This window comes from Pseudoalteromonas sp. US3C1013, assembly GCF_048401115.1.
Taxonomy (GTDB): domain Bacteria; phylum Pseudomonadota; class Gammaproteobacteria; order Enterobacterales; family Alteromonadaceae; genus Pseudoalteromonas; species Pseudoalteromonas undina.
In genome coordinates, this window is the sequence record NZ_CP183076.1 from 271,824 (window position 1) to 296,041 (window position 24,218).

26 protein-coding genes and 1 pseudogene are annotated in these 24,218 nt (G+C 38.4%); 25 read left to right on the forward strand and 2 right to left on the reverse strand.

All coding sequences use genetic code 11. The annotated features are described in order from the left end of the window. The 21 genes and pseudogenes from ACNSN2_RS16645 (at nucleotide 1) to ACNSN2_RS16745 (ending at nucleotide 18,358) form a co-directional block, all read left to right on the forward strand. Nucleotides 1-1,026: a hypothetical protein gene (locus tag ACNSN2_RS16645; protein WP_418609707.1), complete on the forward strand. Its 1,026-nt coding sequence runs from the start codon at nucleotides 1-3 to the stop codon at nucleotides 1,024-1,026. Next, nucleotides 1,023-1,868: a hypothetical protein gene (locus ACNSN2_RS16650; protein WP_418609705.1), complete on the forward strand. Its 846-nt coding sequence runs from the start codon at nucleotides 1,023-1,025 to the stop codon at nucleotides 1,866-1,868. The genes ACNSN2_RS16645 and ACNSN2_RS16650 overlap by 4 nt, the downstream gene beginning before the upstream one ends. Further along, nucleotides 1,868-7,294 carry an RHS repeat-associated core domain-containing protein gene (locus ACNSN2_RS16655; protein ID WP_418609701.1) on the forward strand — a complete coding sequence of 1,809 codons (5,427 nt, stop codon included), beginning with the start codon at nucleotides 1,868-1,870 and terminating at the stop codon, nucleotides 7,292-7,294. Before ACNSN2_RS16650 ends, ACNSN2_RS16655 begins: the two co-directional genes overlap by 1 nt. A 10-nt stretch (nucleotides 7,295-7,304) precedes the next feature. Continuing rightward, the gene (locus tag ACNSN2_RS16660) at nucleotides 7,305-8,162 is read left to right on the forward strand and encodes an immunity 49 family protein (protein ID WP_418609700.1); all 858 of its coding nucleotides are present in this window, start codon (nucleotides 7,305-7,307) and stop codon (nucleotides 8,160-8,162) included. Between the two features lie 107 nt (nucleotides 8,163-8,269). After that, nucleotides 8,270-9,112, forward strand: coding sequence for an immunity 49 family protein (locus ACNSN2_RS16665; RefSeq protein WP_418609697.1), 843 nt, complete (start codon nucleotides 8,270-8,272; stop codon nucleotides 9,110-9,112). Nucleotides 9,113-9,134: 22 nt separating this feature from the next. Beyond that, a complete protein-coding gene (locus ACNSN2_RS16670; RefSeq protein WP_418609694.1) occupies nucleotides 9,135-9,704 on the forward strand; it encodes a hypothetical protein in 570 nt (189 codons plus the stop codon). Between the two features lie 28 nt (nucleotides 9,705-9,732). Next, complete coding sequence (locus ACNSN2_RS16675; RefSeq protein ID WP_418609692.1) at nucleotides 9,733-10,032, forward strand: hypothetical protein; 300 nt, start codon at nucleotides 9,733-9,735, stop codon at nucleotides 10,030-10,032. 3 nt (nucleotides 10,033-10,035) lie between these two features. Further along, entirely contained in the window at nucleotides 10,036-10,809 is a 774-nt protein-coding gene (locus tag ACNSN2_RS16680; RefSeq protein WP_418609690.1) for a ChaN family lipoprotein, read from the forward strand. Next, on the forward strand, nucleotides 10,803-11,390 hold the full coding sequence (locus ACNSN2_RS16685; protein WP_418609688.1) for a hypothetical protein: 588 nt from the start codon (nucleotides 10,803-10,805) through the stop codon (nucleotides 11,388-11,390). The genes ACNSN2_RS16680 and ACNSN2_RS16685 overlap by 7 nt, the downstream gene beginning before the upstream one ends. 140 nt (nucleotides 11,391-11,530) lie before the next feature. Then, complete coding sequence (locus tag ACNSN2_RS16690; RefSeq protein ID WP_418609686.1) at nucleotides 11,531-12,028, forward strand: hypothetical protein; 498 nt, start codon at nucleotides 11,531-11,533, stop codon at nucleotides 12,026-12,028. A gap of 143 nt (nucleotides 12,029-12,171) precedes the next feature. Further along, nucleotides 12,172-12,236 (forward strand): annotated as a pseudogene (locus tag ACNSN2_RS16695) (Mobile element protein); the annotation flags it as partial. A 90-nt stretch (nucleotides 12,237-12,326) separates the two neighbouring features. Beyond that, entirely contained in the window at nucleotides 12,327-12,629 is a 303-nt protein-coding gene (locus ACNSN2_RS16700; protein ID WP_010389349.1) for a hypothetical protein, read from the forward strand. Beyond that, a complete protein-coding gene (locus ACNSN2_RS16705; protein ID WP_418609684.1) occupies nucleotides 12,629-13,108 on the forward strand; it encodes a hypothetical protein in 480 nt (159 codons plus the stop codon). Before ACNSN2_RS16700 ends, ACNSN2_RS16705 begins: the two co-directional genes overlap by 1 nt. A gap of 78 nt (nucleotides 13,109-13,186) precedes the next feature. Next, complete coding sequence (locus ACNSN2_RS16710) at nucleotides 13,187-13,369, forward strand: hypothetical protein (protein WP_418609682.1); 183 nt, start codon at nucleotides 13,187-13,189, stop codon at nucleotides 13,367-13,369. A 3-nt stretch (nucleotides 13,370-13,372) separates the two neighbouring features. Then, nucleotides 13,373-14,137 (forward strand): ChaN family lipoprotein, encoded by a 765-nt coding sequence (locus tag ACNSN2_RS16715; protein WP_028834225.1) that lies wholly within the window; start codon nucleotides 13,373-13,375, stop codon nucleotides 14,135-14,137. Nucleotides 14,138-14,139: 2 nt separating this feature from the next. After that, the gene (locus ACNSN2_RS16720; protein WP_418609680.1) at nucleotides 14,140-14,724 is read left to right on the forward strand and encodes a hypothetical protein; all 585 of its coding nucleotides are present in this window, start codon (nucleotides 14,140-14,142) and stop codon (nucleotides 14,722-14,724) included. A gap of 102 nt (nucleotides 14,725-14,826) precedes the next feature. After that, the gene (locus ACNSN2_RS16725) at nucleotides 14,827-15,093 is read left to right on the forward strand and encodes a hypothetical protein (RefSeq protein WP_054201377.1); all 267 of its coding nucleotides are present in this window, start codon (nucleotides 14,827-14,829) and stop codon (nucleotides 15,091-15,093) included. 60 nt (nucleotides 15,094-15,153) lie between these two features. Continuing rightward, complete coding sequence (locus ACNSN2_RS16730) at nucleotides 15,154-15,939, forward strand: hypothetical protein (RefSeq protein ID WP_418609678.1); 786 nt, start codon at nucleotides 15,154-15,156, stop codon at nucleotides 15,937-15,939. 306 nt (nucleotides 15,940-16,245) lie between these two features. Continuing rightward, a complete protein-coding gene (locus tag ACNSN2_RS16735; protein ID WP_418609676.1) occupies nucleotides 16,246-16,629 on the forward strand; it encodes a DUF6795 domain-containing protein in 384 nt (127 codons plus the stop codon). Between the two features lie 37 nt (nucleotides 16,630-16,666). After that, nucleotides 16,667-17,164, forward strand: a complete 498-nt coding sequence (locus ACNSN2_RS16740; protein ID WP_306295544.1) for a DUF6795 domain-containing protein — start codon at nucleotides 16,667-16,669, stop codon at nucleotides 17,162-17,164. A 27-nt stretch (nucleotides 17,165-17,191) separates the two neighbouring features. After that, entirely contained in the window at nucleotides 17,192-18,358 is a 1,167-nt protein-coding gene (locus tag ACNSN2_RS16745) for a lipase family protein (RefSeq protein WP_054201374.1), read from the forward strand. A gap of 13 nt (nucleotides 18,359-18,371) precedes the next feature. Here ACNSN2_RS16745 and soxR read toward each other — a convergent pair whose 3' ends face one another. Beyond that, a complete protein-coding gene (gene soxR, locus ACNSN2_RS16750; protein WP_055011513.1) occupies nucleotides 18,372-18,830 on the reverse strand; it encodes a redox-sensitive transcriptional activator SoxR in 459 nt (152 codons plus the stop codon). Between the two features lie 98 nt (nucleotides 18,831-18,928). Here soxR and ACNSN2_RS16755 point away from each other — a divergent pair, with 98 nt between their 5' ends. From ACNSN2_RS16755 to ACNSN2_RS16765, 3 genes are read left to right on the forward strand one after another with little or no spacing between them, the layout of a single operon-like run. Then, nucleotides 18,929-19,393, forward strand: coding sequence for a flavodoxin family protein (locus ACNSN2_RS16755; protein WP_138594325.1), 465 nt, complete (start codon nucleotides 18,929-18,931; stop codon nucleotides 19,391-19,393). A 51-nt stretch (nucleotides 19,394-19,444) separates the two neighbouring features. Beyond that, entirely contained in the window at nucleotides 19,445-19,969 is a 525-nt protein-coding gene (locus ACNSN2_RS16760) for a DsrE family protein (protein ID WP_418609673.1), read from the forward strand. 2 nt (nucleotides 19,970-19,971) lie between these two features. Next, nucleotides 19,972-20,589: a GDSL-type esterase/lipase family protein gene (locus ACNSN2_RS16765; protein WP_075170020.1), complete on the forward strand. Its 618-nt coding sequence runs from the start codon at nucleotides 19,972-19,974 to the stop codon at nucleotides 20,587-20,589. Between the two features lie 35 nt (nucleotides 20,590-20,624). Here the strand turns inward: ACNSN2_RS16765 and ACNSN2_RS16770 are convergent, their stop codons facing one another. After that, nucleotides 20,625-22,874 carry a TonB-dependent receptor gene (locus ACNSN2_RS16770; RefSeq protein WP_418609671.1) on the reverse strand — a complete coding sequence of 750 codons (2,250 nt, stop codon included), beginning with the start codon at nucleotides 22,872-22,874 and terminating at the stop codon, nucleotides 20,625-20,627. A 280-nt stretch (nucleotides 22,875-23,154) separates the two neighbouring features. Between ACNSN2_RS16770 and ACNSN2_RS16775 the strand changes: the two genes are divergently transcribed. Then, nucleotides 23,155-24,162, forward strand: coding sequence for a LacI family DNA-binding transcriptional regulator (locus ACNSN2_RS16775; RefSeq protein WP_138594317.1), 1,008 nt, complete (start codon nucleotides 23,155-23,157; stop codon nucleotides 24,160-24,162). Nucleotides 24,163-24,218 lie beyond the last annotated feature (56 nt).

Below are 24,218 nucleotides of genomic sequence, written 5' to 3' on the forward strand. Positions count from 1 at the left end.
TTGCTAGCGACCTATTTAAGTGATCATCAAGCACAATTACTACAAATTAGTAACGCTCAATTGTGCCCGTTTACGTGTGTAGGTCATGTTCGTTATTTAAGAAAAACCCTATTAGAAAGCTGCTGGGTAAACGCAAAAAACAATAATCAAAAAAATAATTTTGAATTGCCCACCACTGAGCAACTAGTCGAAATAATAACTAACACTAAAAACGATGAATTAGTTGCCCAAGCATGTGTTGAAGTCATGGCAAACTTGCCACAAAATAAAAATATTATATTTATAAATGAACTGCTTAATCAGCCAGCGCTGAGTGCTTTTTTTAAAATCATTATAAATAAAGTGGTTATTCAACAGCATAGCTTTAACTTAATTCGGCTATTAAATTTAAACACCTTGTTTTTTGCTTACAGTGCTGATGATGAAATTCCCCCGCAAACCCTGGTCACTATAAATCAAATTACCAGCCTTGCGCAGCACCAGGATATACAGATATTAACGGCTATTTTTGATGCACTAACTGAGCAAGCCCACCTATCCCCCATAATGTCGTTATTTTTGTTGTCATTAAATTTTGAGCAAGTAAACAGCTTAAGCAATCATGCCAGTAATACCTTATCGGTTGATCAAACACTGCATATTTTATTACAAAGCGGTTTTGTAAAACTGATTGTTTTAGCCAATTCTTTATTACAACAGGTAGAGCAACCCGCGTTAATTATTGCGCTAATAAGGCGCATGTTAGGTGATAAACTCGATCAGCTAGTGGAATACGATATTCAACGACTTGCTTGGCAAGGCGATGAAAACGCGTTAATAGATTTTCAGCAGCAGTTAAAACATAACTGGCCTAAATATGAAACCGCCATGTCGAGTTTACGATTGATTGCAGGACACCCTCTTGATGAAGTGCCTAATGCCATTTATTTATCAGCCATGGATAGCTATAGCCAAGGGGTGTTTAACTTATATCGCTATTATCAACACCTCGCTGCCAATAAAGCTCAGGACGAGGTGGTATCATGAGTGCATTTTCAATAGAGATGGTATGCTTTTCTGCCCCAAATATTAGCAGCGTAGATGCATTATTATTTGACGATAACAGTGCTGTTTTTAATGAACTGCAATGGCAGTCTTGGGATGCCTGTGTTTACGATTGCATAATTAAATCTAAAGAATTAATGGCAGAAGTCACAGACAGCACATTGCCGATGATTTGGTTACTTCCAGCGTTATCATTTAAAGATGAGCTAAAACAGTTATTAACTCAGAGCTTACAACAGTTATACCCCGCTCATAGCAATGAGCTTATTTTTCATGGTGCAACAGCCGCGCACTCTGCTATAGCTTTGGCTGGTGAAAAAAAATGGCAAAAATTTAATGTAATTGCTTTAGATGCAACCTTTAAAGCAAATAAACAGCAGCAGTTTGTTTATCAAGGTGTAGGTGGCGCGTTGGCTCTAGTTGAAATGGTGCCTTATGGGTGGTCGCAGGTAAGCCATGAAATTGCAGCATCAATTGATTTTAGCAAACATAATCAGCTAGCAGGTATGCTTACGCGATTAGCTGAACAAACAGAGAATAAGATTGATTTAATTTTTGCACCAGGAAATGGGGTAGATGATGATAGTTGGCTAAACAATTTACAGCTACTTACTAGCTTAATTGATGAGCACACATATTACGAACTACCCAATTATAAATTAGGGAAAATAGGCGCACTAGAAGGGTTGGTTAATTTGTACCAATTAACCACAAGCCCTGCAATTGTTGAGCATTTTAGTCATGCATTAATGCTTTCACAGGAGCAAGCTAAGCATCAAGGTGCAGCATCATACTTATGGATAAGTGAGGAAGTACACAGCTAATGCAAAGTAATACCGTTGTTTTACAGGGAATAAGTTACCCAATTTGCCTCGTTGCAGGTAAAGGTTCTGCGCCGTCGGGCTTTGTTGCTGTAGCAGCTAACACGCCGGAAAGTGCCAAAAATCAAATTGCGCAAGTAGGCAGTGCGCTTACTAGCGACGCAGCTAAACGTTTAGACGTTATTAACTTGCTTAACCTTGCAGGAATAAACTGTTCGCGCGGTGCGTCAGCCCGTGAAACCGCGAGTGTATTAACCCAAGCTTTGGTTGCAGGTACTATTAGTTGCTATCATCAAAAAGTTAAATCGGCTATTCAGGTAAGCGATAACACCAATAGCGGCGCAGCAGGTAAAAAGGCAAATAGTAAGAGCAGTTCAACAGCCTCAGGTAAAAGTGCCTCTCAAGCGCCGGCTAAAAACAGTGGCGGTGCAAGTAATAATACCCCAAGTGAAGAACCTATCACCAAACAAGAGTGCCGCTCTGATCCGGTTTCTATGCTTTCGGGTGAAGAAATCTTGCCGCTTATTGATTTCACCCTAGCAGGCAGCAAACAATTAATTTGGCGACGCCTATACCGCTCATCGCATGCGGATGTATGCAGTGTGATGGGTAATGGTTGGCGACATGATTTTATGGTGCAGTTAACTGAGCACTATTTACCGCCACCTAAAGTAGGCCCAAAACAAAAGGGCACCTACTGGTTAGAATACCAAGATGAGCATGGCGCTAAACACCGCTTTGAAAAAGTAAAACCGGGGCAATCGAGCTATCAGTTAAGCAGTAATTTGGCGTTGCATTACCAAACTAATGGTAAGCAAGTATTGGTAACCCCAGATGATCAACACCTTACGTTTAAAGCCGGCGAAAACTCATGGTTGCTCGAAAAAGTTATTAATGAAAAAGGCCAAAGTATTGGTTTTTATTACGATGCGAAAGAGCGCTTGCATCGCGTTGAGGTAAATAAAGCGCGTGGCTGTATTTTAAAATATAACCCGCAAGGGTTGCTGGCAAACATTTCGGCTTACCGTACAGATGATAACAACAAGCCAGTATTACTTACGCCGTTACTTGCGCAATATGATTATGATGAAAACAAAAACCTCGTTCGCGCGACCAATCAGCAAGGTGAAACAGAGCATTATGGCTATAACGCCGCTAACTTATTAACTAAGCGTACTCGTGCCAGTGGTTTTAGCCATCATTTTGAATGGGACAGTTACTCATCGAGTGCTAAATGTATAAAACAATGGGGCGATAACAACACCTATACATATCAGTTTGAATATAATTTAGACGCTGGTGAAACAACCTGTATAGACTCGCGTGGGCATAAAGAACACTTTGTACATAACGCGCAAGGTAAGTTAGTTAAGCACACCGACCCTAATGGTAATGTGTGGCAATACGGCTATAACGCACAAGGTCAAAAAATAACGGAAATAAAGCCAGATAGTAGTGAAATAAAATACAGTTATACCCCTTATGGCCAGTTAGAATCAATAACGCAGCCAGATGGCAGTGTCACAAAATTTGCTTACAACCAATTGGGTCAGCGTGTATTAACCACCTTGCCTGATGGCCAAACCATTACCCGAAAATACAGCGTAGCGGGTTTACTGCAAAGTGAAACCTTTGGCGACGGTCGCACCGTACTTTACAGCTATGACAAATTTGGCCAGCTAACCCAACACATAAATAAAGATGGTCAAGTCACTAAATTTGTATGGAACGAGCAAGGCGAGCTTTTAGCCAAACACCATAACGATGAGCTTATTCGTTATAGCTACGACAGTTTAGGCCGTGTAAATGCCACCATTAATAACGCAGGTTTGCTGACTCAATATAAATACAATGAGCACGGCCAGCTTGCGCAAACTATTGCCTTTGACGAAAAAGACCCCGAGAACAAACAGCATCAACATTTTAGTTACGATGATGCAGGGCGGTTAATTAGCTCGCAAAACAGTAAGGGTGATACTACCGAGCAACACTTTGAAGGGCTAAGCCAGCCACATTGTGTTATTCAGCCCGATGGCAGTGCACTGCATTTAACTTACGATAAAGAGCGCAACCTAACTGCCATTGAGCGCAGCGACGGCCATATATACCGCATAAGTTATGACGCAAACGAAAACCCAACGCAAGTAACTGGGTTTGACGGTACGCTACAGCAATATAAATACGATGCTTGCAACCGCTTAACCTCGGTTACACAAAGTGATAAACGCCATGTAAAAATAGAGCGTGATAAATTAGGCCGCGTGATTGCGCAGCATGCAAGTTTGGCAACCGATACTCACATCGTTAATAACGCCAATTACTACAACTATAACCTGCAAGGTAAAATTACTCGTGCGCACAATGCACAATCAACCTTAAAGCAGCAGTTTGATAAAGGCGGGCGGTTACTGTGTGCTGAGCAAGTACATAATCAGCAACAAGCGCACACTTTAAAATACAGTTACGACGACTACGGCAGAAGGCAATCACTGACCTTGCCAGATTCAAGTACGCTTAAATACAGCTACAATAAATTCGGCCAGCTAAGTGCTATTCACTTACAGCAAGCCAATAGCACTGCTGTTGAACTTGCAGCGCTTAGCTACGATAGCCAAGGTAATATTCAAACGCAAAAGTTTGGTAATGATGTAACCCTTACCCAACAGTTTGATGTATTTAACCGCTTAACACAGCAGCAGTTAACCCATCCTGCGCAAGCGTTATTCGATACCTGTACGTACAACTACGACAGCATCAACCAACTTATTGCGCGTAAAGAGCAAGGGGTTAGTAGTCATAACATTAATTTTGAGTACAACAGCCTAGGCCAGTTAATTCAGCAAAATCTAGCAAGTGGTGAGAACACAAAAACTACCCAATACCAGTGGGATAGCTTTGGTAATCCAGTTATCCAGTCAACGGTTAAAAATGATGAATTAACCGAGCAACAAAATGCTAAACCAAGTGATGCTAGCGATACTGTCAATAATGTTGAAAGCACCCAGTCAGAAAGCACACGTAATGTAATTCATAGTGATTATAAAGATTCAAGTACAACAACACTTGCTAGTGATTTAAGTAATAATGATGATGTTATTACAGGCATCACTGATGCAGACCGTTTAACCCACTTTGGCGATAGCGACTTTCATTATGATGAATTTGGTAACCAAATACGCGAAACCGGTAAAGGTATAAAAACCCGCCGCGAATACAATGCATTTAATCAGCTAAGTTGCTTTAATAACAACGGCACGCTTACTCAATACGACTACGACCCATTAGGTCGTCGTATAGCCAAGCACACCGAGCAGGGCAAAATTGATTACATTTGGGATAACGACCAGTTAATCGGTGAATACCAACATGGTGAATATACCTGGTATATCAACCTGCCAAATCAATTCCACCCAGTAGCGCTAATTAAACAAGGTGAGGTGTATTACTATCACCTAGACCAACTGAATACCCCACGCTTTGTAACCAATAATAAAGCAGAAGTAGTATGGGAAAATCAAGCCGATGTGTATGGTTATGAAGAGCTTGAAGCCGACTTTAGTAAAGAAAATAGCTTTACTCAGCCAATTCGTTTTCAAGGTCAGTATTTAGATGAAGAGAGCGGCCTACATTACAACCGCTACCGTTATTACAGCCCCAAACAGCAACGCTTTATAAATCAAGACCCGATTGGTTTAGTGGGCGGGATTAACCATTATCAATATGCGCCAAACCCGGTTAACTGGGTGGATCCGTTTGGGTTAATGTGTGAAGAGGGTGAAAAGAGCTTAAAAGAAGCGCTTGAAATAAGTGTTGCTTCAGGAACTATTAGTAGTGAATTATCTGATAAATTATTGCAATCCGCTTACGATGGAAATTTGACGCCAAAAGATATTAAAGAACATCTAGGGTCATTAACAACTCCTTCAACACCAATTAGATGGATACCCCCTAGTGTTTTAGATAATAAGTTAGGGGCGGGTGGTTATAAAGAGGCCTTAGCTATAGATGATGAAGAAGTACTGCTTATTCCAAAACGTAACTCTACAAATATGAACCCTGCGACTATTGAGGATATTAAGCAAGAAGCGAGTATTTTAGAAGAAATTAAAGCGTTAGGGTTGCCCGTTGTAACAATACCTGAATTTGGAAGTACGATTACTCCAGACGGGAGTATTATTCAAGGTGGTATTCAAGAGCGCATGTTATTTAATGGGCGTGATATTACCAAAGAAACTATACAAGATAATGAAGCACAAGGATTTGCAAAAGATAATCTTGCAGCTGTTTTATCTCAAAAATCTTTAGATGAATTAGAGCGTATATATGAAATTTTCGAAGAGAAAAGTATATTTGTCAAAGATCTACAATTTATGTATGGTGCTGATGGCTTACCAAAAATTGCTGACCCGCAAGAGGTCATAGTTGGAGCACCTCATGACATTGTAGATGAATCTTTGAATGACATAGCCAAAGAATATCAACTAATTAATAAAGCATCTGAGCCAAAAGCAATTCACAAAGCTAAACCAAATAGTGAGCAAGATGCAATATTACTAGTAAGCAAGCTCAAGTCTCCCGATAAAGATAATTACAATGTTTACACTAATCACAAAGGTAATGTAATTGTTTCGCGAAAAGATAAAAAACAATCAGTGAAGTTACGCTATGAAAACGGCGCATTAGTAGAAGCCAGTGATAAAATTGATATTCCTCATGATGTAGATGAAAAGCTTACTTTAGACCATGAGCAATTAACTCTTGCAGATAAAGAAAAATTAAAAAAGTGTGCTGATAAGCGTGATAAGGCTGTAAAAGCTCGAAACGAAGCGCTGGATATGGAAGAAGGCTCAGAGCGAGAACAAGCACTTAAGAATGCACGAAGCGACATGCGTGATGCAAGTGAGAAACTAGGGGAAGCAGCGGCTAAAGCGTATATAATGCATGAATATCCTAATGCAATTCCCTTAGAATCAAACCTCCCAGGTGATGGTAAACAAGGGCAGTTTGACCAAGTTTACTTGATTAAAGGAAAGCCTCCAGAGTTTATTCCAGAGGTTATTATTGTAGAGGCTAAGGGGGGCGCGTCTGATTGGGGCAGCCGTATGGCAGATAAAAAAAGAGCACAACAGGGAAGTACTGAGTATATGCAATCTGTTATTAACAATTACACTGAAAAATTAGAAAAACTTCAAAATCCTAAAAAGAACCCTGCCTATGGTCAAGTTGGGAAAGAGGAGTTAACTAAGCAAATAAAAGAGTGTAAAGAGAGCTTGAGAGCGATTCAAAAAGCGCAAAAATATTCTAGAGTAAATGCTAAGCTAAGTCCGCCTAAAGCTCCTGTAATTAAGTATATTGGGGTTAAGCAAAAAGCCAATGACAGTGGAATGAAGAAAACTATTGAAGTTACAAAGTTTAAAGTAAAAGTTTAAAGGGTAAAAAATGATAAAAAGTCACTATAGTTATGGCCAAGTTTCTTATGATGATATGGTTGAGGAATATATTGAAGATGACGAGGATAGCCTCTTTCTTATAAAAGCAGGCGGCGGTATGTCTTTTTATGAAGAATTTAAGCGAAACCTCATTAGGGCTTTTCCTTTAGAGGCGGTAGAGAATCCAAATAGCAAAAACGCATGGCTTTATTTAACACGCGGACAGCAAATGGCGTTAGCAGCATTTCAGAGTAACGCAAGTGTAGGTCAACCATTTATAGTCGCTTACGATAATGACTTTATAGAGGTTATAGGTGAGGCTGATGATTTCTCAACTAAGGTTGAAGTATGGTTGCCTGCTTTATATAGCGCTATTATATTGCGTAATAAAAAAGCGATTGATTTTTTAATAACGATTGATAATAGCGTTTTTGCAGAGGCTAGTTTAGGTGAACAAAATCGGTCATTTGACTACGCATTTGTCGATTTACTTAAAGCGGTATTTACGCCAGGTGCAAATTTAGCCTCAGCAATCGAAAAAGCATTAGTTGCTAGCAATCCCGATGATTACGAAGATTTTGCTTATTTATACGCTAGCCGTTTAGATTGGCCCTTAGTAGATATTATTATGGCTATTTTTAGTGATGAGGGGGAGCATGTTTATAATGAAAACATGAAAAAAGCGCTATTACTTCATCAAGAATATTATAGTAACGCTGATCGAGATCAAAATCGTGCAGGCGCTATTTCAATCCCTCTAACAGCAATGGCGGTACTGGCCAAAGATGTAAAAGGGTATGATTTAACCGTAGAAAATGGCTATATCCCGCAGTGGATTATTGATGGCAAACCTGCTGAGTATAAATAAAGTAGTTTGATTATATATGAAGTGCAGTTATGACTTTTATAAGTAATTTACTGCTAATATTAAAGGAAACGCTAAATTTACATTTATAGTATTACGAAGGCATAAAAATGATTGAGAGTCACTTTACTTATGAACACCTAGACCATACAGACATGCTTGCAGAAAACGACAGCCACGAAGACCATTGGCCAGATATTCAACGAAACCCATTTACAGAAGTGCCAAAGTTATTTAAGCGAAATTGTGAAGATTTACTGCCTATAGCTGCACTGATTGAGCCGAATGAAAACAGGACGTGGGGCTGTTTATTGCGAGCTCAATCTTTAGGCATGGGTATATTTGAAAGTAATGAACGCTCTGGTAATGCCTTTCCATTTCGAATTATAGATGACCACGTAATGGTTGTGGGTCGGCGCGACTATATTAATACGAATTATCAAACTTGGCTTACAACTTTTTATTTGAGTATTTTGGCACGTAGCTTTGATTGGGAAGGAATCGAGTATTTAAAATCTATCGATATCTCTATTTTAGAAAATGCAGAGTCGGGAGCATCTTTAACTCCCTTTAATTTTGCCCTGGTGGAGTTATTAAAAACAGTATTTACGTCAGGTTCTGATTTAGCGGGGGCATTAGAAAAAGCATTAGTAGCTAGTAACCCTAATGATTACCCTAATGATGAGGATTATTTATATGCAAGCCGTATAGAGTGGCCAATTCCTTCAATACTGATGGCTATATTTAGTGAAAATGGCGAGCAAGAGTACAATGAGGAAATGCAAAAAGCATTATTACTCCATAAAGAGTACTACAGTTCACATGCAAGAAAGGGGGATAGAAGAGGCGCTATTTCAATTCCACTCACAGCAATGGCTGTACTAGCAAAAAAGCTATATGGTTATCAGCTCACTATTGGAAATAATTATATTCCGTCTTGGTTGATTAAATAACATACTTAAAATTAGGTTTATAATGAGTGATTTTTTAAATGGGTTAACCCTTGAAAAAGACATAGTAAATTCCCTAAAAAATAATAAGGTGATAAATTTAACAAGACCTTATTTGGAGTTTGGGATCCGAAAGTACAAAGAAAAGAACGATATTCAGGATAAAGATATATTCACATATGTTGGGAGTTGTTTATATATTCATTTAGAGAATGGCGACATTATTGGGTTTGAAACTAACAATGTTAAAGATTCAATACTTGTCTGGTTTGCTTATAAGGAGGGTATTCAGCAAGGCTCAAATGAAGACATGGAAAAAATACCCTATGATCATTCTAAATATGGAAATCGTGAGCGTTGGACTGGACTGATTAACGAGCATATTCACAGTATCAAAGTGTTTACGCGTAAAATTCCCGAAGGTATAAAAAGTTTTGTAGATAGCAATGAGAAGGCAATTTTACTTGAATCAACTAACTGTAGTTTGTTACTACCTTATGGTGGGAGTTTTGAATACCGTACAGTAATGCCAATTTTGAAACTTGAGGAAGCACCTGATGGTTATTTTGATGGTATGCAAGTTATTGAACTTTGAACAAGTCACTAAATAGCTAATTTTTATCATGATGTATATAAATACGATCCACTTAACACTTCAAGACGTCGCTTCATTTACGCTAAAAAATAACCCCAGCAAGCAATTTAAAGAAAAATGGGGTGAGGAGTATGTAAGTCGCGCAATGTTATTATGGCGTGGAGTTAAGGAATGTTATTCAAAAAGTGAAGTGTGTAACTTCACTGCACAAGAGCTTTTATTTGCAATGAGTTATGAATATGCAGTTGCTCCTTACAGCTCTGAGAATAATAACGCTATTGAATTTTATAGATGGTGTTTTGAAAATTTAAATAAAAAACAAGGATAGGTAATGAATAAAATAAACACGGATGTAAATTACAGAACAATGGCGGGCAATGCGCGTTTAGTTATGTTAGGCGAATCGAGCCATAGTGCTGCTGGCTATAAATATGAGGCTATAAAAGCGATTAGGCAGTTAAAGGCTGCGGGTTTTACACATTTTGCTATAGAAATGCTGCCTAGCTCGATGCAGGAAAAAATTGAACAGTATCAACGAACAGGTAAAGGCTTTAACATAATACAGCAATATTTTGATAAATATTGGACACATGGTGATTTTACTCCTCAAGCCTATGGTGAGCTGGTAAAGGCGGCACGCAATGCAGGAATGAAGATAGTTGCATTGGATGTTTCTGTAGAAACGATGGAAGTAATGGATAGTGTATGCCCATCGAAAAAAGCCGTGACTGGGGAATGTTTTGATGCGCATACGTTTAGAAACGATCTTTGGGCTTACAATTTAGCTACAATCCTCAAGAGATCTAAGCAGAATAAAATTGTTGCTTTTATGAGTCGATGGCACGCAGTTAAAAATTTAAAGTATCAAATAGGTATTGATTCTTTAATTAAAGAGCACGGTATTCAAAAAGTTCGTTTTATTGATTTTATTGGTGGCTTATCTTGTTACAGCGACAGGCCGTGTAAGGGCATGTCTAGCCAACAAGAGACTTTGAAAGGACAATACTTCTACAAAGAGGGTTTTCCGTATGAAAGTACGGTTAAATCATTTCAAGTCCACCTACCAGAAAAACGTATTAATAATGATGGGTCATTCCAATGGTAAAAGCACTAGTGACACTTGTGTTAGCAATTAGTTTTTTTGCCTCTATGGATACTAAAGCATCCATGTTTCCGAATATTGATATTAATGATCCGAACTTAACCGTTGAAATTGCAGCTAAGCAATGCGAAAAAAGCTATATGCATGCACCTAACAAATTAGAAGAATGGTGTGAAAAAGCTTACGAAATGGGTTACTTGGAGTCCTTGTATTATATTGGTATGTATACTGGGGATGGTTCTCGTTATTTAGATGAATTAAATACTCGAATTGAACAAGGTGAAGCTAATGCTATTAACACATTAGCTTGGTTATACCAAAGCGGCCGTTTAGTTAAAAAAGATTTAAGTAAAGCTGCACGCTTATACCAGCTTTATTTAGATCAAGAAAATAATCAAGCAATTACACTTAAAACTTCTACACATTTTGAGTTAGCCACAATTTATAGAAAGCTGGGTATGTGGGATGAAGTAATAACTCATACTCAATATGTAATTAATAATGCAAAAAGAGAGGGTCGTAGGGAACTCGCACAGAGATGGCGAGATGAGGCCGAAACATCTTTGAAAGAAAGTAATTTGTGAGTTTTCCACGCGTATATAGCTTTTCACTTGGCAGTCATGTGACAAAGTATTTATTAATTAGTGCACTGTTTACTTTTAGCTTAATTAGTAATGCCGCTGGCCCTCGATGGGATAATTCAATAGATATAAATGCTCCAGATTTGACTGTATTAGCTGCCGCAGAGCAGTGCCATAAAAGTTTAATTAACGCGCCTGAGTATCTTGAAGAGTGGTGTGAAAAAGCTTATGAAATGGGATACTGGAAGGCACTGGTTACACTAAGCCTCCATAATGGAGATGGAACTCGATTATTAGAGGAGGCCAAAAAGCGGGTTGCGGCAAAAGAGCCAAAAGCTTATTCAACTTTAGCTTGGTTATATGGCAGTGGTATGTTTGTGGAGCAAGATATTAATTATGCTATTGCCCTTTACAAAGAATTTTTAGCATTAGATGCAGAATTGCCAAATTCGTTAGTTGCGGCTGCGCACTTTAAGTTAGCAAACTTATATGAATCGCAGCAGAATTGGCTTGCAGTAAATGAGCATGCACAATATGTTATTGACCACAGCCCTTTAGCTTATGATAAAGAACGAGCTGTTGATTTGTTAGAGTTAGCTAAAAAAGAAATTTTGATTAAGAATAAATCATTGAATGAATAGACTAGACACCTATTCTAATTTTGCAGTTTAGTAAACAAAGTACTACCACTTTATATAGCGTTTCGTTCGGCGTGTATTTTGTATAGTGATGAGCATTCTACAGGTCAACCCTCAATTTTCGCAGAGGCTGAGTTGAAGATAAGTTGCTTAAGCTCGAAAGGTGTTTTGTATTGATGTATGTGTTTACGCAGTTTTGAGTAACCACACTCAACACGCAGAGATAACTATAAGATTAAAGTTGTAATGAAATATGTAAGTCGATGCGCTTATCTAAGCGAGCTAATATAGAGGGAATGATTTGTTTTTTAGTGATAAGCAAAAAAATAAAGTGGAATTTTATGCACTTGTATATGTAATCTCGTTTTTATTGCCATTTCCTGCTTCGCTATATTCTGTTGCATTATCTCAATTAGGTGGTGTAGCACTTTGGCTGATTGGCTCAATAACATATATGATTGTTTACCTGCGAGTCGTGTCAGAATTACCAAAAGAAGATAGGTATTTTGTTACATGGGGTCAAGCAAGCTATTTTCCTCAACTGCTTTTTAAAGTAGCCCCTGTATTAATATTTATACTTCTTTGCTTGTTGGGAAGTTTATAGTGTTTAAAAACGATGAGGTGTTTTTATTATTCGCCCCATGGAAGCTTTTACGTAGGTTCTTATTAGTAACAATCATCTTACTTTTGGGAACGGTTTATTCAGGCATGACATTGTTAACACAGTACTTTGATACAAGTCCAGAGTGGCTGTTGGGCATTTTGTTTTCCGTTGGAATTATGTTTTGCTTTTTTAACTTTAAAGTTAGTCAAGGCTCTTTTCTATGTGCAAAGATATTGAAATACTATGCTCTATTTTTAGCTTTGATTTGCTTACCATCATTTATGATTTTAGAGGGAAGTGGTTATCATATAGCTACAGTTGCTAATATAGCCTTTATGCTGCTGTCTTTTTATTTAATTAAGGGAAATAAATACCAAGGCTTAATAAAATATCAATATAATTTTTTTAAGGATATAGAAGACGCTCGGGCCGCTGTTGAAAAAGAGATGGCTAAAGGAGATAAGAAGAAGAAAAAGTAAGGCTGCATAGCTTTGCTTACTTAATTGAAATATAAAGGAACATAGAGAAATTGTGGTGACGAGTATGTTAGCCGCGCAATGCCATTATGGCGTGGAGTAAAGGAATGTTATTCAAAAAGTGAAGAATGTAACTTCACTGCAAAAGCGCTTTTATTTGCAATGAGTTATGAATATGCAGTTGTTCCTTACAGCTCTGAGAATAATGACGCTATTGAATTTTATAAATGGTGTTTTGAAAATTTAAATAAAGATCAAGGATAGGTAATGAATAAAATAAACACGGATGTAAATTACAGAACAATGGCGGGCAATGCGCGTTTAGTTATGTTAGGCGAATCAAGCCACAATCCCGCAATCTACAAATATGAAGCTATAAAAGCACTTAGGCAACTTAAAACAGCTGGCTTTACCCATTTTGCAATTGAAATGTTACCTCGTTCTATGCAAGAAAAAATAGAGTTTTATCAACGAACAGGTAAAGGGTTTAATGTAATTCAGCAATATTTTAATGATAATTGGGCTTGGGGTTATTTAGTTCCTAAAGCATATGGCGAGCTGGTTAAAGCCGCTCGGGAAGTAGGCTTAAAAATAATTGCACTTGATTTGACTTTGGATGAGATGGAGGTTATTGATAAATCGTGTGATTATGATAATTCATTAGCAGGTAATTGTTTTAATAGTCACACCATTAGAAATATGGTTTGGGCTCAAAATATAAGTAATATTTTAAATCAAACTAATCAAAATCGCGTTGTTGCTTTTATGCATCGTTGGCATGCTGTTAGATCAACTAAATATCAAGAAGGTCTTGATACACTTGTGAAAATGGAAGGCACGCTAAAACTTAGATTTATTGACTTCATTGGTGGTACTGCTTGTTACTCACAAAGAAGTTGTGAGGGTTATTCTGATGAAAAGGGTAATCTTAAAAAGCAATATTTTTCACGAGAAGGTTTTCCATTTCAAACTGCAGTAAAATCTTATCAAGTACACCTGCCTGAAAATACCTCGATAGTAAAAGGTATATAGTAGTGAAAAAGTTAATTTATACTTTTTTTGTACTTATATTATGTCCCGGCTCATTTGCTGGAACTTTATTTCCAAAGCATGATATTAATGATCCTAAGTTATCCAAAAACACAGTGATACTTCAATGCCAAAAAAGCCTGATGTATGCGCCTAGACAGCTTGAAAAATGGTGCGAAAAAGCATACGAAATGGGATATTGGCAGGCGCTAGAAGTTATAGGTTTACATACAAGTGATGGAAGCCGTTATATCACGGAGGCTCAATTACATGCTGAAAATGGTGATCCTGATGGAATCTTAGCATTGGCTTTTGCATATGAGTCTGGGCGTTTTGTTACTAAAAATCTAAATAAATCAATTGCTTTATATAGTCAATACTTAAATGAAAACCAAGGTATTGAAGAAGAGAAAATGAGAGTAATCAGAACCCATGAAGCTCTATATTTGATATATACAAAGTTAGGTGATTTTGAAAACGCAGCTAAACAGAAACGCTTTTTAGATGAAAGTAATTATAAAGAAAATAAAGAAGCTATATTAAAAAAACAAATGCGAGAAGCAGGAATATTTATTGACTCAGAACAATAAAATGCAATTTTAGTAAAATTGATACTTTGATATTCGCATGACAGATTTAATTGAAATAAAAAGGAGCTATAAACGCCGAAGTTAAGGCGCTATAGAATTATTATGGAACAACAACACCAACACACACTAACCAACCTTGTATACGATATTTACGAGGATCCAACCAAAATTGAAGAGCATCAAGAGCTTATTCAGCCATTACTGAGCGATTTAGTTGCAACTGCGCCTGCGGGTTTTGAAGGCATGGCGACGATGATCAATACTCACATATCAAACGGGTTTAAGTTTAAAAACCCTAAAATACAAAAATTTGAGCTTGAGTCGGGCTTATTAAAGCTTAAAACCTACCTGCAAAAAATAAACCTTTAATTAGTTTCGTAATTGCCAATACTCTCGGCGCAGTGTGTTGGCTGTAATCAAGGATGATAAATGACTCTTATAAACACCTGCATTTTAATGCTGTTTTTACAGCCATTATTTGTTTATTTAGCACTTTTTAAACAGTCAAAATACAGTGTTAAGCCCAAAAGCTCGTTAGATAATGAAGATTCAATGTTTTTATTTATCGCCCCTGGCCTATCGGTTTTTTATCTTGATAAGTTTTGGGTCGCGCTGCTTTATTTAGGTAGTGTGTGCTTATTGGGTGTATTGCTAGCTAAAATTGTAGAAAGCAAAGCAAACAAGCGATTGACCAGAGACGATTCAATAGGCTTTATGGTCGCCAGTTTTATCTTTTTTGGAATGATAAAGTTAATTATTGTTGCAGCTGCGTATTTTTTTACCGATGACGCTTCAAGCGCGATAACAGAAGATTTAAGCCCAGCTAAAGAGCCCTCATTGACGATTAGCCAAATGTTTAGTGTGGATTATTTGTATAGCCAGTTTAAACCTACGGTTTATTTTTTAGCATTAATGGTCGTGACCTTAGTGCTCAAAATTATTGAGTACAAGTTCTCTTTGAAGGAGGCGCTTTCAGGTATCCTTATTATGCTAAGTGCTATATTAGTAGGCATTTCCCCACTATTTGGCGAAGCTTATATATTAGGCTTAATTGCTAATTTTTTTATCTTTTTTATAGTGTGCTCTACATGTATTGAAATAGACAAAATAGGGGATGCATCGGGTGGCGCTATTGCTATTTTATATGGCTATATATTAATGATGGGACTTGGGTTTAGCATTATATGTAAGCTGGTTTATGAATTGTTTTTTTAGGGAATGATTTATTGCTTGTTTTTTGCTCTAAATGCTTGCAGTGCGCTTTGTACCCAATTAGAATAAATTTTAGTTGAAATGGGCAATTTCATTAACGCTGATAGTTAAGAGTCTAAAACGTCATTAAATAGCAATACGACACGTGTATTTTGAGTTTAATAGTTGGGAGCTTGTATATTTTGTTATCACGTTTTAAAGCTCACATTTTGGTAATTATATCTATTGCTATTATTTTTACTACAACACAGGCTTATGCAGATATATTTGGTTATTTTTAATAAGCAGGATTTTGTTTTATCGGCTCCGATGAAGGGGCAATTATTAGATAAAGGGCAGCCTGTTGCAAATGCTAAGGTTGTACGTGCGCTTACTTATGGTGATGAATATAAAGATGAAGCAATAACCGATGATAATGGTTTTTTTACCTTCACAGAAAAATATATAAAAACGAGTAAGCCTGCAAACATGTTTGATAATGAATCACTGGTTCAACATGTTTATTTAGAAAATGGTACGCCTGAGGGCGTTGTTCTTTGGTACATAACCGTGTCTATGCACGATGGGAGTGATCCCCTAAAAAGCTTACTCGCTGACTTAGAGTGTGATATTGCCAAAGACCCACAAACATACGACATATCTATAGAAGAAGCGCCAGAGCACTTCTTTACGGTATATGGTGCATGCATTTGATTTATTGGAGATTATATTTTTGATGGAGCGGTTTAAGTTGCCATTACTCATTGTAGTTGTGGCTATTCTAATTTTATTTACTACAACACAGGTTTTTGCAAATATGTTTGGTTTTTTTAGTAAGGAAGATTTTGTGTTATCAGCTCCAGTTGAAGGGCGTTTGCTTTTTGACGAGCAACCTGTTGCTGGTAAAAAGGTATTTCGTAGACTAAATTATGGCGATGAATATATTGATGAAGTAACAACAAGTAGTGATGGTCGTTTCTCTTTCCCTAAAAAAGTTATCAAAACATCAAAGCCATCAAATATGTTCGACAACGAATCTGTTATACAACACATATACACATTAGATGAGAATGCAAAGGAAGTTACTATTTGGGCTGTTAGGCTATTTCCTTATGAGCATAAAGATACGCTAACCAAATACTTAAGTAATTTGGTTTGTGATATCGCAAATGAGCCAGAAACATTTGATATAGCTGCTAAAGATAATAAGCAGCATACATTTGCAGTTTTTACCACCTGCAAGCTCTAACGTTTAAAACCAATAAAAGGATTTAAAATGAATACGTTAACACCTACTCAGGCAGTCCAATTAGCTTCACTTGCTTATGATGCTAAAGAATTAAAAAATACAAAACTATTAAATGGGCTATTGCATGCATCCTTGCGAGATCAGTTTGATTTTTCTATCAATAATAGATCCATACAAGGTGTGTCAGGCGGGTTTTTCTCTCATTTATTTGGTTTAAGTACTGGGTTTGGCCTTGTTGCGCACGGTAAAAATTCATTTCAAGGTGATTCAGTAATCACTATTCGTGGTACGGCCTCACTTAGAGATGGCCTAACAGATGCACATTTTGGGTTAAGCGGTGGCTCTAACGGAAGTATGGTACATGCTGGATTTAATAAAACCTTTTATAGTATGAAACCTGCACTACAAGAGTTCGTTGCTGCAAATATAAGAGATAAAATGACCGGCTGTGTGCACATTGTTGGTCATAGTTTAGGTGGTGCATTGGCTACGCTTTCAGCCGATTGGATAAAAGCAGAGTATTCGTTGCCGGTTAAATTATATACGTTCGGCTCGCCAAGAGTGGGGCTTGATAACTTTTCACGCGCTGCTACCTCACGTATAGATAAAATATACCGTTGTACACACGGTGCTGATCCGGTTACAAAAGTGCCTTTGTGGCCATTTTCACATGCGCCCTACAATGGCCAAGAAATTCGTCTTGATAATGGTCAGGGCCTTAAAGGCGCAGCACACAAGTTAAGTGGTACGCCAGGCTATGTTAATACTGCAAACAGTAATGATTGGGGTAATTTAACTGTAAAAGCAAACCACTTTTTAAGCACGCCGGTACGTTTGAAGTTTGAAGACAGAAATCAAGCTTCATTTAGTTCGCATTGGGCAGATAAACTTGGCGCTGCGTTAGTTACCTTATTAAAAGATTCGGGCTACTACAGTGCTGTTGCGGCGCAAGCAGCCATAGGTACAGGTTTAACTTTTTACGATATGCTCGCGCGAACGCTTGATAAAATAGCCAAAGCGTCAGCTTCATTTGCAACACAAACCTTAGGTTTACTCGGGCACATGTTAGTGTTTGCTGGCAAAGTTATTAGTAAAGCCGTAGAGCTGACTTACAGTTTTATTAAATCGGTATTTGATTCAACTCTAGGGGCATTATATCGCGCTGCCCGAGAAGGCTTAAATGGTCTAGATTAAGGTTTTATAAGCCTTAATCTCGCTCTAACAAAATGGCACCACTTTGGGTTTCACCTAAGTGGTCGTCTTTGTTATAAATAGGGCACTTACTCATTGATAAACACCCACAGCCAATACACCCATCTACCCGTTCGCGTAAACGTTGCATATAAGCAATACGCTCATCAAGTTTCTCTTGCCATTGCTTTGAAAGTGCAGACCAATCTTTTTGGGTCGGCGTGCGTTGCTCTGGTAACGTTGCTAGAGTTTGTTTAATTTCTTCGAGCGTGATCCCCATCGCTTGTGCTGCTTTTATAACAGCGACTCGCCTTAGTACATCAGGTTTAAAGCGTCGTTGGTTGCCACTGTTTCGCCAGCTGCGTATTAGCCCTTTATTTTCGTAAAAGTGCAGTGTAGATACCTTAACGCCACTGCGTTTAGCGACAAACCCAACCGTTAAGTTGGCTTCAGTAAGCTTTTTTTGTACCGCCATCACTTTAATTCCTTTTAAAAATTAAATTATTTCTTATTGACCTGAACTTAACTTGAGGTTTTAAGCTTTGCTCCATCATAAGAAAAGGAGCTAACCCAATGCAAGAAAAATCAGCACACAATATCGCAATCATATATTCAAGTGGACGTAAAAATGGCAATACTACCGCGCAAGTTAATGCCTATAGTAAGCAACAAAGCGGCATTGTTTTTTGCTTAGATGATTATGTTATTTCACCTTATCGCTACGATAAGCAGTATCACAATGATGATTTTTATAATTTGTTTGAAGTGTTACTTCGTTACGAACATTGGGTAATTGCGTCACCTATTTATTGGTATAACACCACGCCACAAATGAAAGCATTTATAGATAGAATTACTGATTACATGGATGATGAGGCGTTAAAACCGAAGCTTAGAACTTTACGTCAAAAACAGTTTTCACTGTTGTCTAATGCTGCATCTCCCTCTGCGCCAGACGCATTTATCGATATGTTTAAACATACATTCAATTATTTAGGGATGACGTTTATAGCGCACTCACATGTTCAGGCTAGTTAATTGCTTTAAATAGCGTTAGGGTAGGCTAAGCCAACAATAAAATGGAAACTTATGAAAACATCACTTTTAGGTCTTAGCCTTCTTTTAACTAGCTTTAGTAGTTTGGCAGCAGAGCCTGCGCCTGTTATTAAAGACTTTGGTTATTTTTATAATGTGCCCGAGCATAAATCTGATTTGAGCCAAGCGCAGTTTAAAATTGCCTTTGATGTTGGTAACGGCGCTGAAAAAGGCGCGCAAAATAATCATATTAATTCGTTAGCGCGCTTTATCAATATGCATGTGGCTCACGGCGTAAAACCAGAAAACATCCAGCTGGCGCTAGTGGTACACGGTGGAGCCAGTGTTGATGTACTTCAAAACAGCGTTTATAAAGCACGGTTTGAAGAAGATAACAAAACCGAATCTTTAATTAAACAGCTGCTTGCGAATAACACGCAGGTATATATATGCGGGCAGTCGGCAATGCATATGAAAGTGGAGGCTGATCAACTAATACCTGGAGTGCAAATGGCGCTTTCAGCGATGACCGCGCATGCGCAGTTACAGCAACAAGGCTATACGTTGAATCCGTTTTAAACATGAATATTCTTTGTTTTGGCGACTCCAATACCTTTGGTACATCACCCGTTGATGGAAAGCGGCTGCCTGCGCATGAACGCTGGCCGGGCATATTAGCAGAGCTGTTGGGTACAGGGCACCTCGTTATTGAAGCTGGGCAGCCTAATCGTACCTTAGTGAATAACCCGCCATTTAGCGGCGATAAATCAGGCGTAAAGTATTTAAAACCTTACCTGGAAGTGCACACCGTTGATGTTGTTATTATTGCGCTTGGCACCAATGATTTAAAAGCCCGTTTTGCACTGTCTGCTATCGATATTAGCAAAGCGCTTGAGGAGTTGATTTTAGCCATTAAAGCCTTTTATCATTGTAAAACAATACCAAAGATTATCATTATAAGCCCGCCCAAGGTTCATGAAGTGGGAAGTTATAAAAGTATTTACGCAGGTGCAGGTATAAAAGCTGAACAATTATCTATTGAATTTAAAGCCGTCGCCTATCGTCACACGTGTGTGTTTTTAGATTGTTATCCGCTGATACAATCTTGCAATAAAGAGGGCATACATTTACCTGTTAGTGAGCATAGAGAGCTTGCTAATAGGTTGACACCTATAATAAAAAAAGCCGCAGTATATTAAACACAGCGACTTTAATTTATTGCTTAGGGAGTGTATTAAAATTCGTAACTAACGCTTAAGCGTGTTGTACGCGGCATAATGTAACGGCCATTGGGCGCGTCGGCATTACGTGGGTCGCCTTCAGTGATACCTTGCTCGTCGGTTAGGTTATCTATGGCTAATTGCAGTTTAATGCCTTCCATTGGTTCAATAATTAAACCTAAGTCTACTTTTTCGTAGCCATCAAGTGTCACGGTGTTTTCGTTATTACCAAAGCGGTCATCCACTGCTGACAAGGTACCATATAAAGTGGCATACATGCCGTCTACTTCAAAGTCATAGCTTGGTGTTACACGTACCTGCCATTTAGGTTGGCGCTGTGCGTCGTTACCTTTATTTTCAGGGCTTTCAGTGATTTCGGTTTGTTGTAATGTGGTATTTAAATTAACAGAAAAGCCAGATTCATGATTAAAATTGTAATCAAGTTCAACACCATACGCTTCGTTGGTTAAAATTTCAGCCGGTACACCCGGGCGACTTACAAAGGTATCGCCTTTTACTTCGTTGACAAAAAAGGTGGCGTAGAAGTCGGTAGAGTCTGAAATAAGCTTGTAACCTAGTTCGCCCTGCGTTACTTCTTTAATTAGTTTTTCACCCCCTTGGTATGCGCCAAAGTTATCTCTAAAGTCATCAAAATATGGCATTTTATAACCGCGGTTAACACGTGCAAACACGCCCATGTCGTCATTAATTGAATAGTTTAGACCGGTTGTCCATGAGGTTTTACTTTCATCGTAATCAACGGCTTTAGTGATAATACCGTCAAGGTCTTCATCAACACTGTATTGCACGTCATGGTTTTCTTTACGTACACCTAAATCAAGCGTAAATGCATCTGCAAATTTGTATTGGCCTGTAAAGTAAAAAGCATTGGTGCGTGCATCGCCTGTTGAGCTAATATCGTAATTAAAACCACACCCGTCAGTGCTTTGGTTACATTCAATGCCATTTAATGACTCACCACCGGCTTCCAGCACGTGATACGCCGTATTGCCTAAGCTCCACCAATCGCTCGCAGATGTGCTTGCGGTGTAATAACCAAAAGTGGCCGATAAATCGCCAAATTGCTTTGAAAAGGCTAAGTCGTTAGTAAACGAGCTTATTTCTTTTAATACTACCCAGCGACCCAGTTGCTGAATCGCGGTGTCACTAGCATATTCGGTGTTAGTCACTGCACCGAATGCCGTTTGACCATTGTCAGCCACTTCACCAATTGTCGTTGCTGAACCATTAGGTACTAGGCCAAATGTATTGGCATCGCCTTTAGTAATATTAAAACGATCTATAAATTGCCAGCCATTATCAAATTCTAGTTTAATGCTACCGCCGGATACATGGCCATCCCATCCTCGGCCATCACCTAGGTCAATATCGTGTGCTTGCGCATCTGGGCCGGTAAAAATCGTCGCTTGACGGTTAAGTGTGCCTAATTGAGTATACTGGGCGTCAATACCGTCAACGTTTAACGGGGTGGGTAAGTACCAAGCACCGTGATCGTCTGTTTGACGGGTATAAAAGTTAAGCTCGCCATTGTCTAACTCTTTAGTGATGTTAATTGTAAATTGGCTTCCTTTTTCTGAGGTAAACCCTGCATCACGGATCCCCGGTGAGCTTTTAACATAGCCGCCCACCATATAATATAGATCGTCGGTGATTTCACCACTTAGCACAGCATCAACCCGTTGTAAGTCGTAATCTGAAGTGGTGTATTTAAATAAGCCTTGAGTATCTTCACTGCCACGCTTTAACCTAAAGTTGGTTGTTAAACCAGGCTGACCATTGGATAGCACAGGGTTAGGACCACCACGCAGTGCTTCCATCGTTTCAATCGTTTCATCGATTCTAAATAACGATGAGTTTTCTAAAAATGAAAGAGTAGGCGCAGGGTAAACTGGCGAGCCTTCAATACTGAGTGTTAAAAATGGCGCATCACCACCTCCTGGAAAACCACGTACAAATACGTTGGCACCAGACTCACCACCAGAGCTTTCTACCCACACACCGGGAACAGCTTTAAATAAGTCAGCAGTACTTTTTGGTGATAATTTTATAATTTGTGATGAATCAATATTTGTTACTGCGTAGCTGGCATCAATTTTTCTGATCCCAACACCTGCGGGGGTACCAGAAACGACAATTCGCTCAACTTTTTTTTCTTTTGCTTGTTCTGCTGCAACAGCAGCGTGTGTGCTTAGGGCTAAAGTAATTGCACAGGCTAGCATGCTTTTTGCTTTATTGAATTTCATGTGTGAGATCCCGTTTTTAGTGTGTTAAACAGTGTGTATTACAGCGAGATTGATTAGATTTTAATGTAAACAAGCTGTATAAATAGAAACTCTAGAGATAAATGCAAACGTTTGCAATATTTATTTGTAAATTATTTATTAATATGGGCTGTTGTTTTATTGAGCGTAATTACACAAGAGCGTAACTTTTAAGTTAATGGGCAAGCCAGTAAAAAATAATAATGCTATATTGTCAGTAAGTTAGATATAGCATCAGCCGAAGTGGAGCGTTTAGGGTTTTATGAATAATAAAAAAATTAAATTAGCTGATTTAGCAAAGCTTGCAGGGGTATCTACCTCAACGGTTTCGCGCGCGCTGAATAATAACCCGCTTATAAAACAAGAAACCCGCGACAAGCTTCAGCAGCTTGCAAAAAAACATAATTTTAGCCTTAACACGGCAGCTAGCCGTTTACGTACGCAAAAAACCAATGTTGTTGCCGTCATTATTAATCTTGATGAGCAAACCGAGCAGTCAATCAGCGATCCATTTTTACTCAAGGTAGTGAGCGAAATTAACCTTGCGCTTAATCAGCAGGGTTTAGAGTTGTTGTTATCTAACTCTATTATGGCGCAAGATGACTGGGCTAATTACTTTATTAATGGCCGCCGAGCAGACGGTATTATTGTTGTGGGGCAAGGAAAAAGCCAAACTAATATAGAAGCGGCTGCCGATGCGGGTATTCCTTTAGTTGTATGGGGGGATCCAAAAACACAAAGCAATTATCCTATTGTCGGCAGCGATAACTACTTAGGAGGAATGCAAGCGACCGCTCATTTAATAGAACACGGTGCTAAAAGTATTTTATTTTTAGGCGATCCTGAGCATGGTGAAATTAGTGAAAGGCATCGTGGTTACGCTGCTGCACTTTCTACTCATAAACTTGAGCAGCATGTTATATCCATTGATATTACCAGTCGCTCAGCGTATCAAGCAATTAATCAGTTATTACGTGAAAAAGGTTTATATTTTGACGCGATAATGGCCTGTAGTGACATGGTTGCACTGGGGGCGATGAAAGCGCTGAAAGAGCGCTATGTAAGTATTCCCAACGATGTGGCACTGGTTGGATTTGATGACATTGCCATGGCTGATATTAGCCATCCCTCTCTTTCTACGATTAAACAAAACACCCAATTTGCTGCGACTTTGTTAGTTAAAAAGTTAATACAGCAGTTTTCAGGTGAAAAAGCCGAATCACAAGTTATTGATATAGAATTAATTACTCGCCAGTCAAGCAAACGTTAACTTAGTATGCATGTATATTAATTGTTAAATTTAAAATGCAAACGATTGCAATGGTA

Bases quoted from the DNA above. Each gene is read 5' to 3' on its own strand.
- ACNSN2_RS16650 (WP_418609705.1), top strand. From the start codon at position 1,023: ATGAGTGCATTTTCAATAGAGATGGTATGCTTTTCTGCCCCAAATATT.
- ACNSN2_RS16655 (WP_418609701.1), top strand. From the start codon at position 1,868: ATGCAAAGTAATACCGTTGTTTTACAGGGAATAAGTTACCCAATTTGC.
- ACNSN2_RS16660 (WP_418609700.1), top strand. From the start codon at position 7,305: ATGATAAAAAGTCACTATAGTTATGGCCAAGTTTCTTATGATGATATG.
- ACNSN2_RS16665 (WP_418609697.1), top strand. From the start codon at position 8,270: ATGATTGAGAGTCACTTTACTTATGAACACCTAGACCATACAGACATG.
- ACNSN2_RS16670 (WP_418609694.1), top strand. From the start codon at position 9,135: ATGAGTGATTTTTTAAATGGGTTAACCCTTGAAAAAGACATAGTAAAT.
- ACNSN2_RS16675 (WP_418609692.1), top strand. From the start codon at position 9,733: ATGATGTATATAAATACGATCCACTTAACACTTCAAGACGTCGCTTCA.
- ACNSN2_RS16680 (WP_418609690.1), top strand. From the start codon at position 10,036: ATGAATAAAATAAACACGGATGTAAATTACAGAACAATGGCGGGCAAT.
- ACNSN2_RS16685 (WP_418609688.1), top strand. From the start codon at position 10,803: ATGGTAAAAGCACTAGTGACACTTGTGTTAGCAATTAGTTTTTTTGCC.
- ACNSN2_RS16710 (WP_418609682.1), top strand. From the start codon at position 13,187: ATGCCATTATGGCGTGGAGTAAAGGAATGTTATTCAAAAAGTGAAGAA.
- ACNSN2_RS16715 (WP_028834225.1), top strand. From the start codon at position 13,373: ATGAATAAAATAAACACGGATGTAAATTACAGAACAATGGCGGGCAAT.
- ACNSN2_RS16725 (WP_054201377.1), top strand. From the start codon at position 14,827: ATGGAACAACAACACCAACACACACTAACCAACCTTGTATACGATATT.
- ACNSN2_RS16730 (WP_418609678.1), top strand. From the start codon at position 15,154: ATGACTCTTATAAACACCTGCATTTTAATGCTGTTTTTACAGCCATTA.
- ACNSN2_RS16735 (WP_418609676.1), top strand. From the start codon at position 16,246: ATGAAGGGGCAATTATTAGATAAAGGGCAGCCTGTTGCAAATGCTAAG.
- ACNSN2_RS16745 (WP_054201374.1), top strand. From the start codon at position 17,192: ATGAATACGTTAACACCTACTCAGGCAGTCCAATTAGCTTCACTTGCT.
- soxR (WP_055011513.1), bottom strand. From the start codon at position 18,830: ATGGCGGTACAAAAAAAGCTTACTGAAGCCAACTTAACGGTTGGGTTT.
- ACNSN2_RS16755 (WP_138594325.1), top strand. From the start codon at position 18,929: ATGCAAGAAAAATCAGCACACAATATCGCAATCATATATTCAAGTGGA.
- ACNSN2_RS16760 (WP_418609673.1), top strand. From the start codon at position 19,445: ATGAAAACATCACTTTTAGGTCTTAGCCTTCTTTTAACTAGCTTTAGT.
- ACNSN2_RS16765 (WP_075170020.1), top strand. From the start codon at position 19,972: ATGAATATTCTTTGTTTTGGCGACTCCAATACCTTTGGTACATCACCC.
- ACNSN2_RS16770 (WP_418609671.1), bottom strand. From the start codon at position 22,874: ATGAAATTCAATAAAGCAAAAAGCATGCTAGCCTGTGCAATTACTTTA.
- ACNSN2_RS16775 (WP_138594317.1), top strand. From the start codon at position 23,155: ATGAATAATAAAAAAATTAAATTAGCTGATTTAGCAAAGCTTGCAGGG.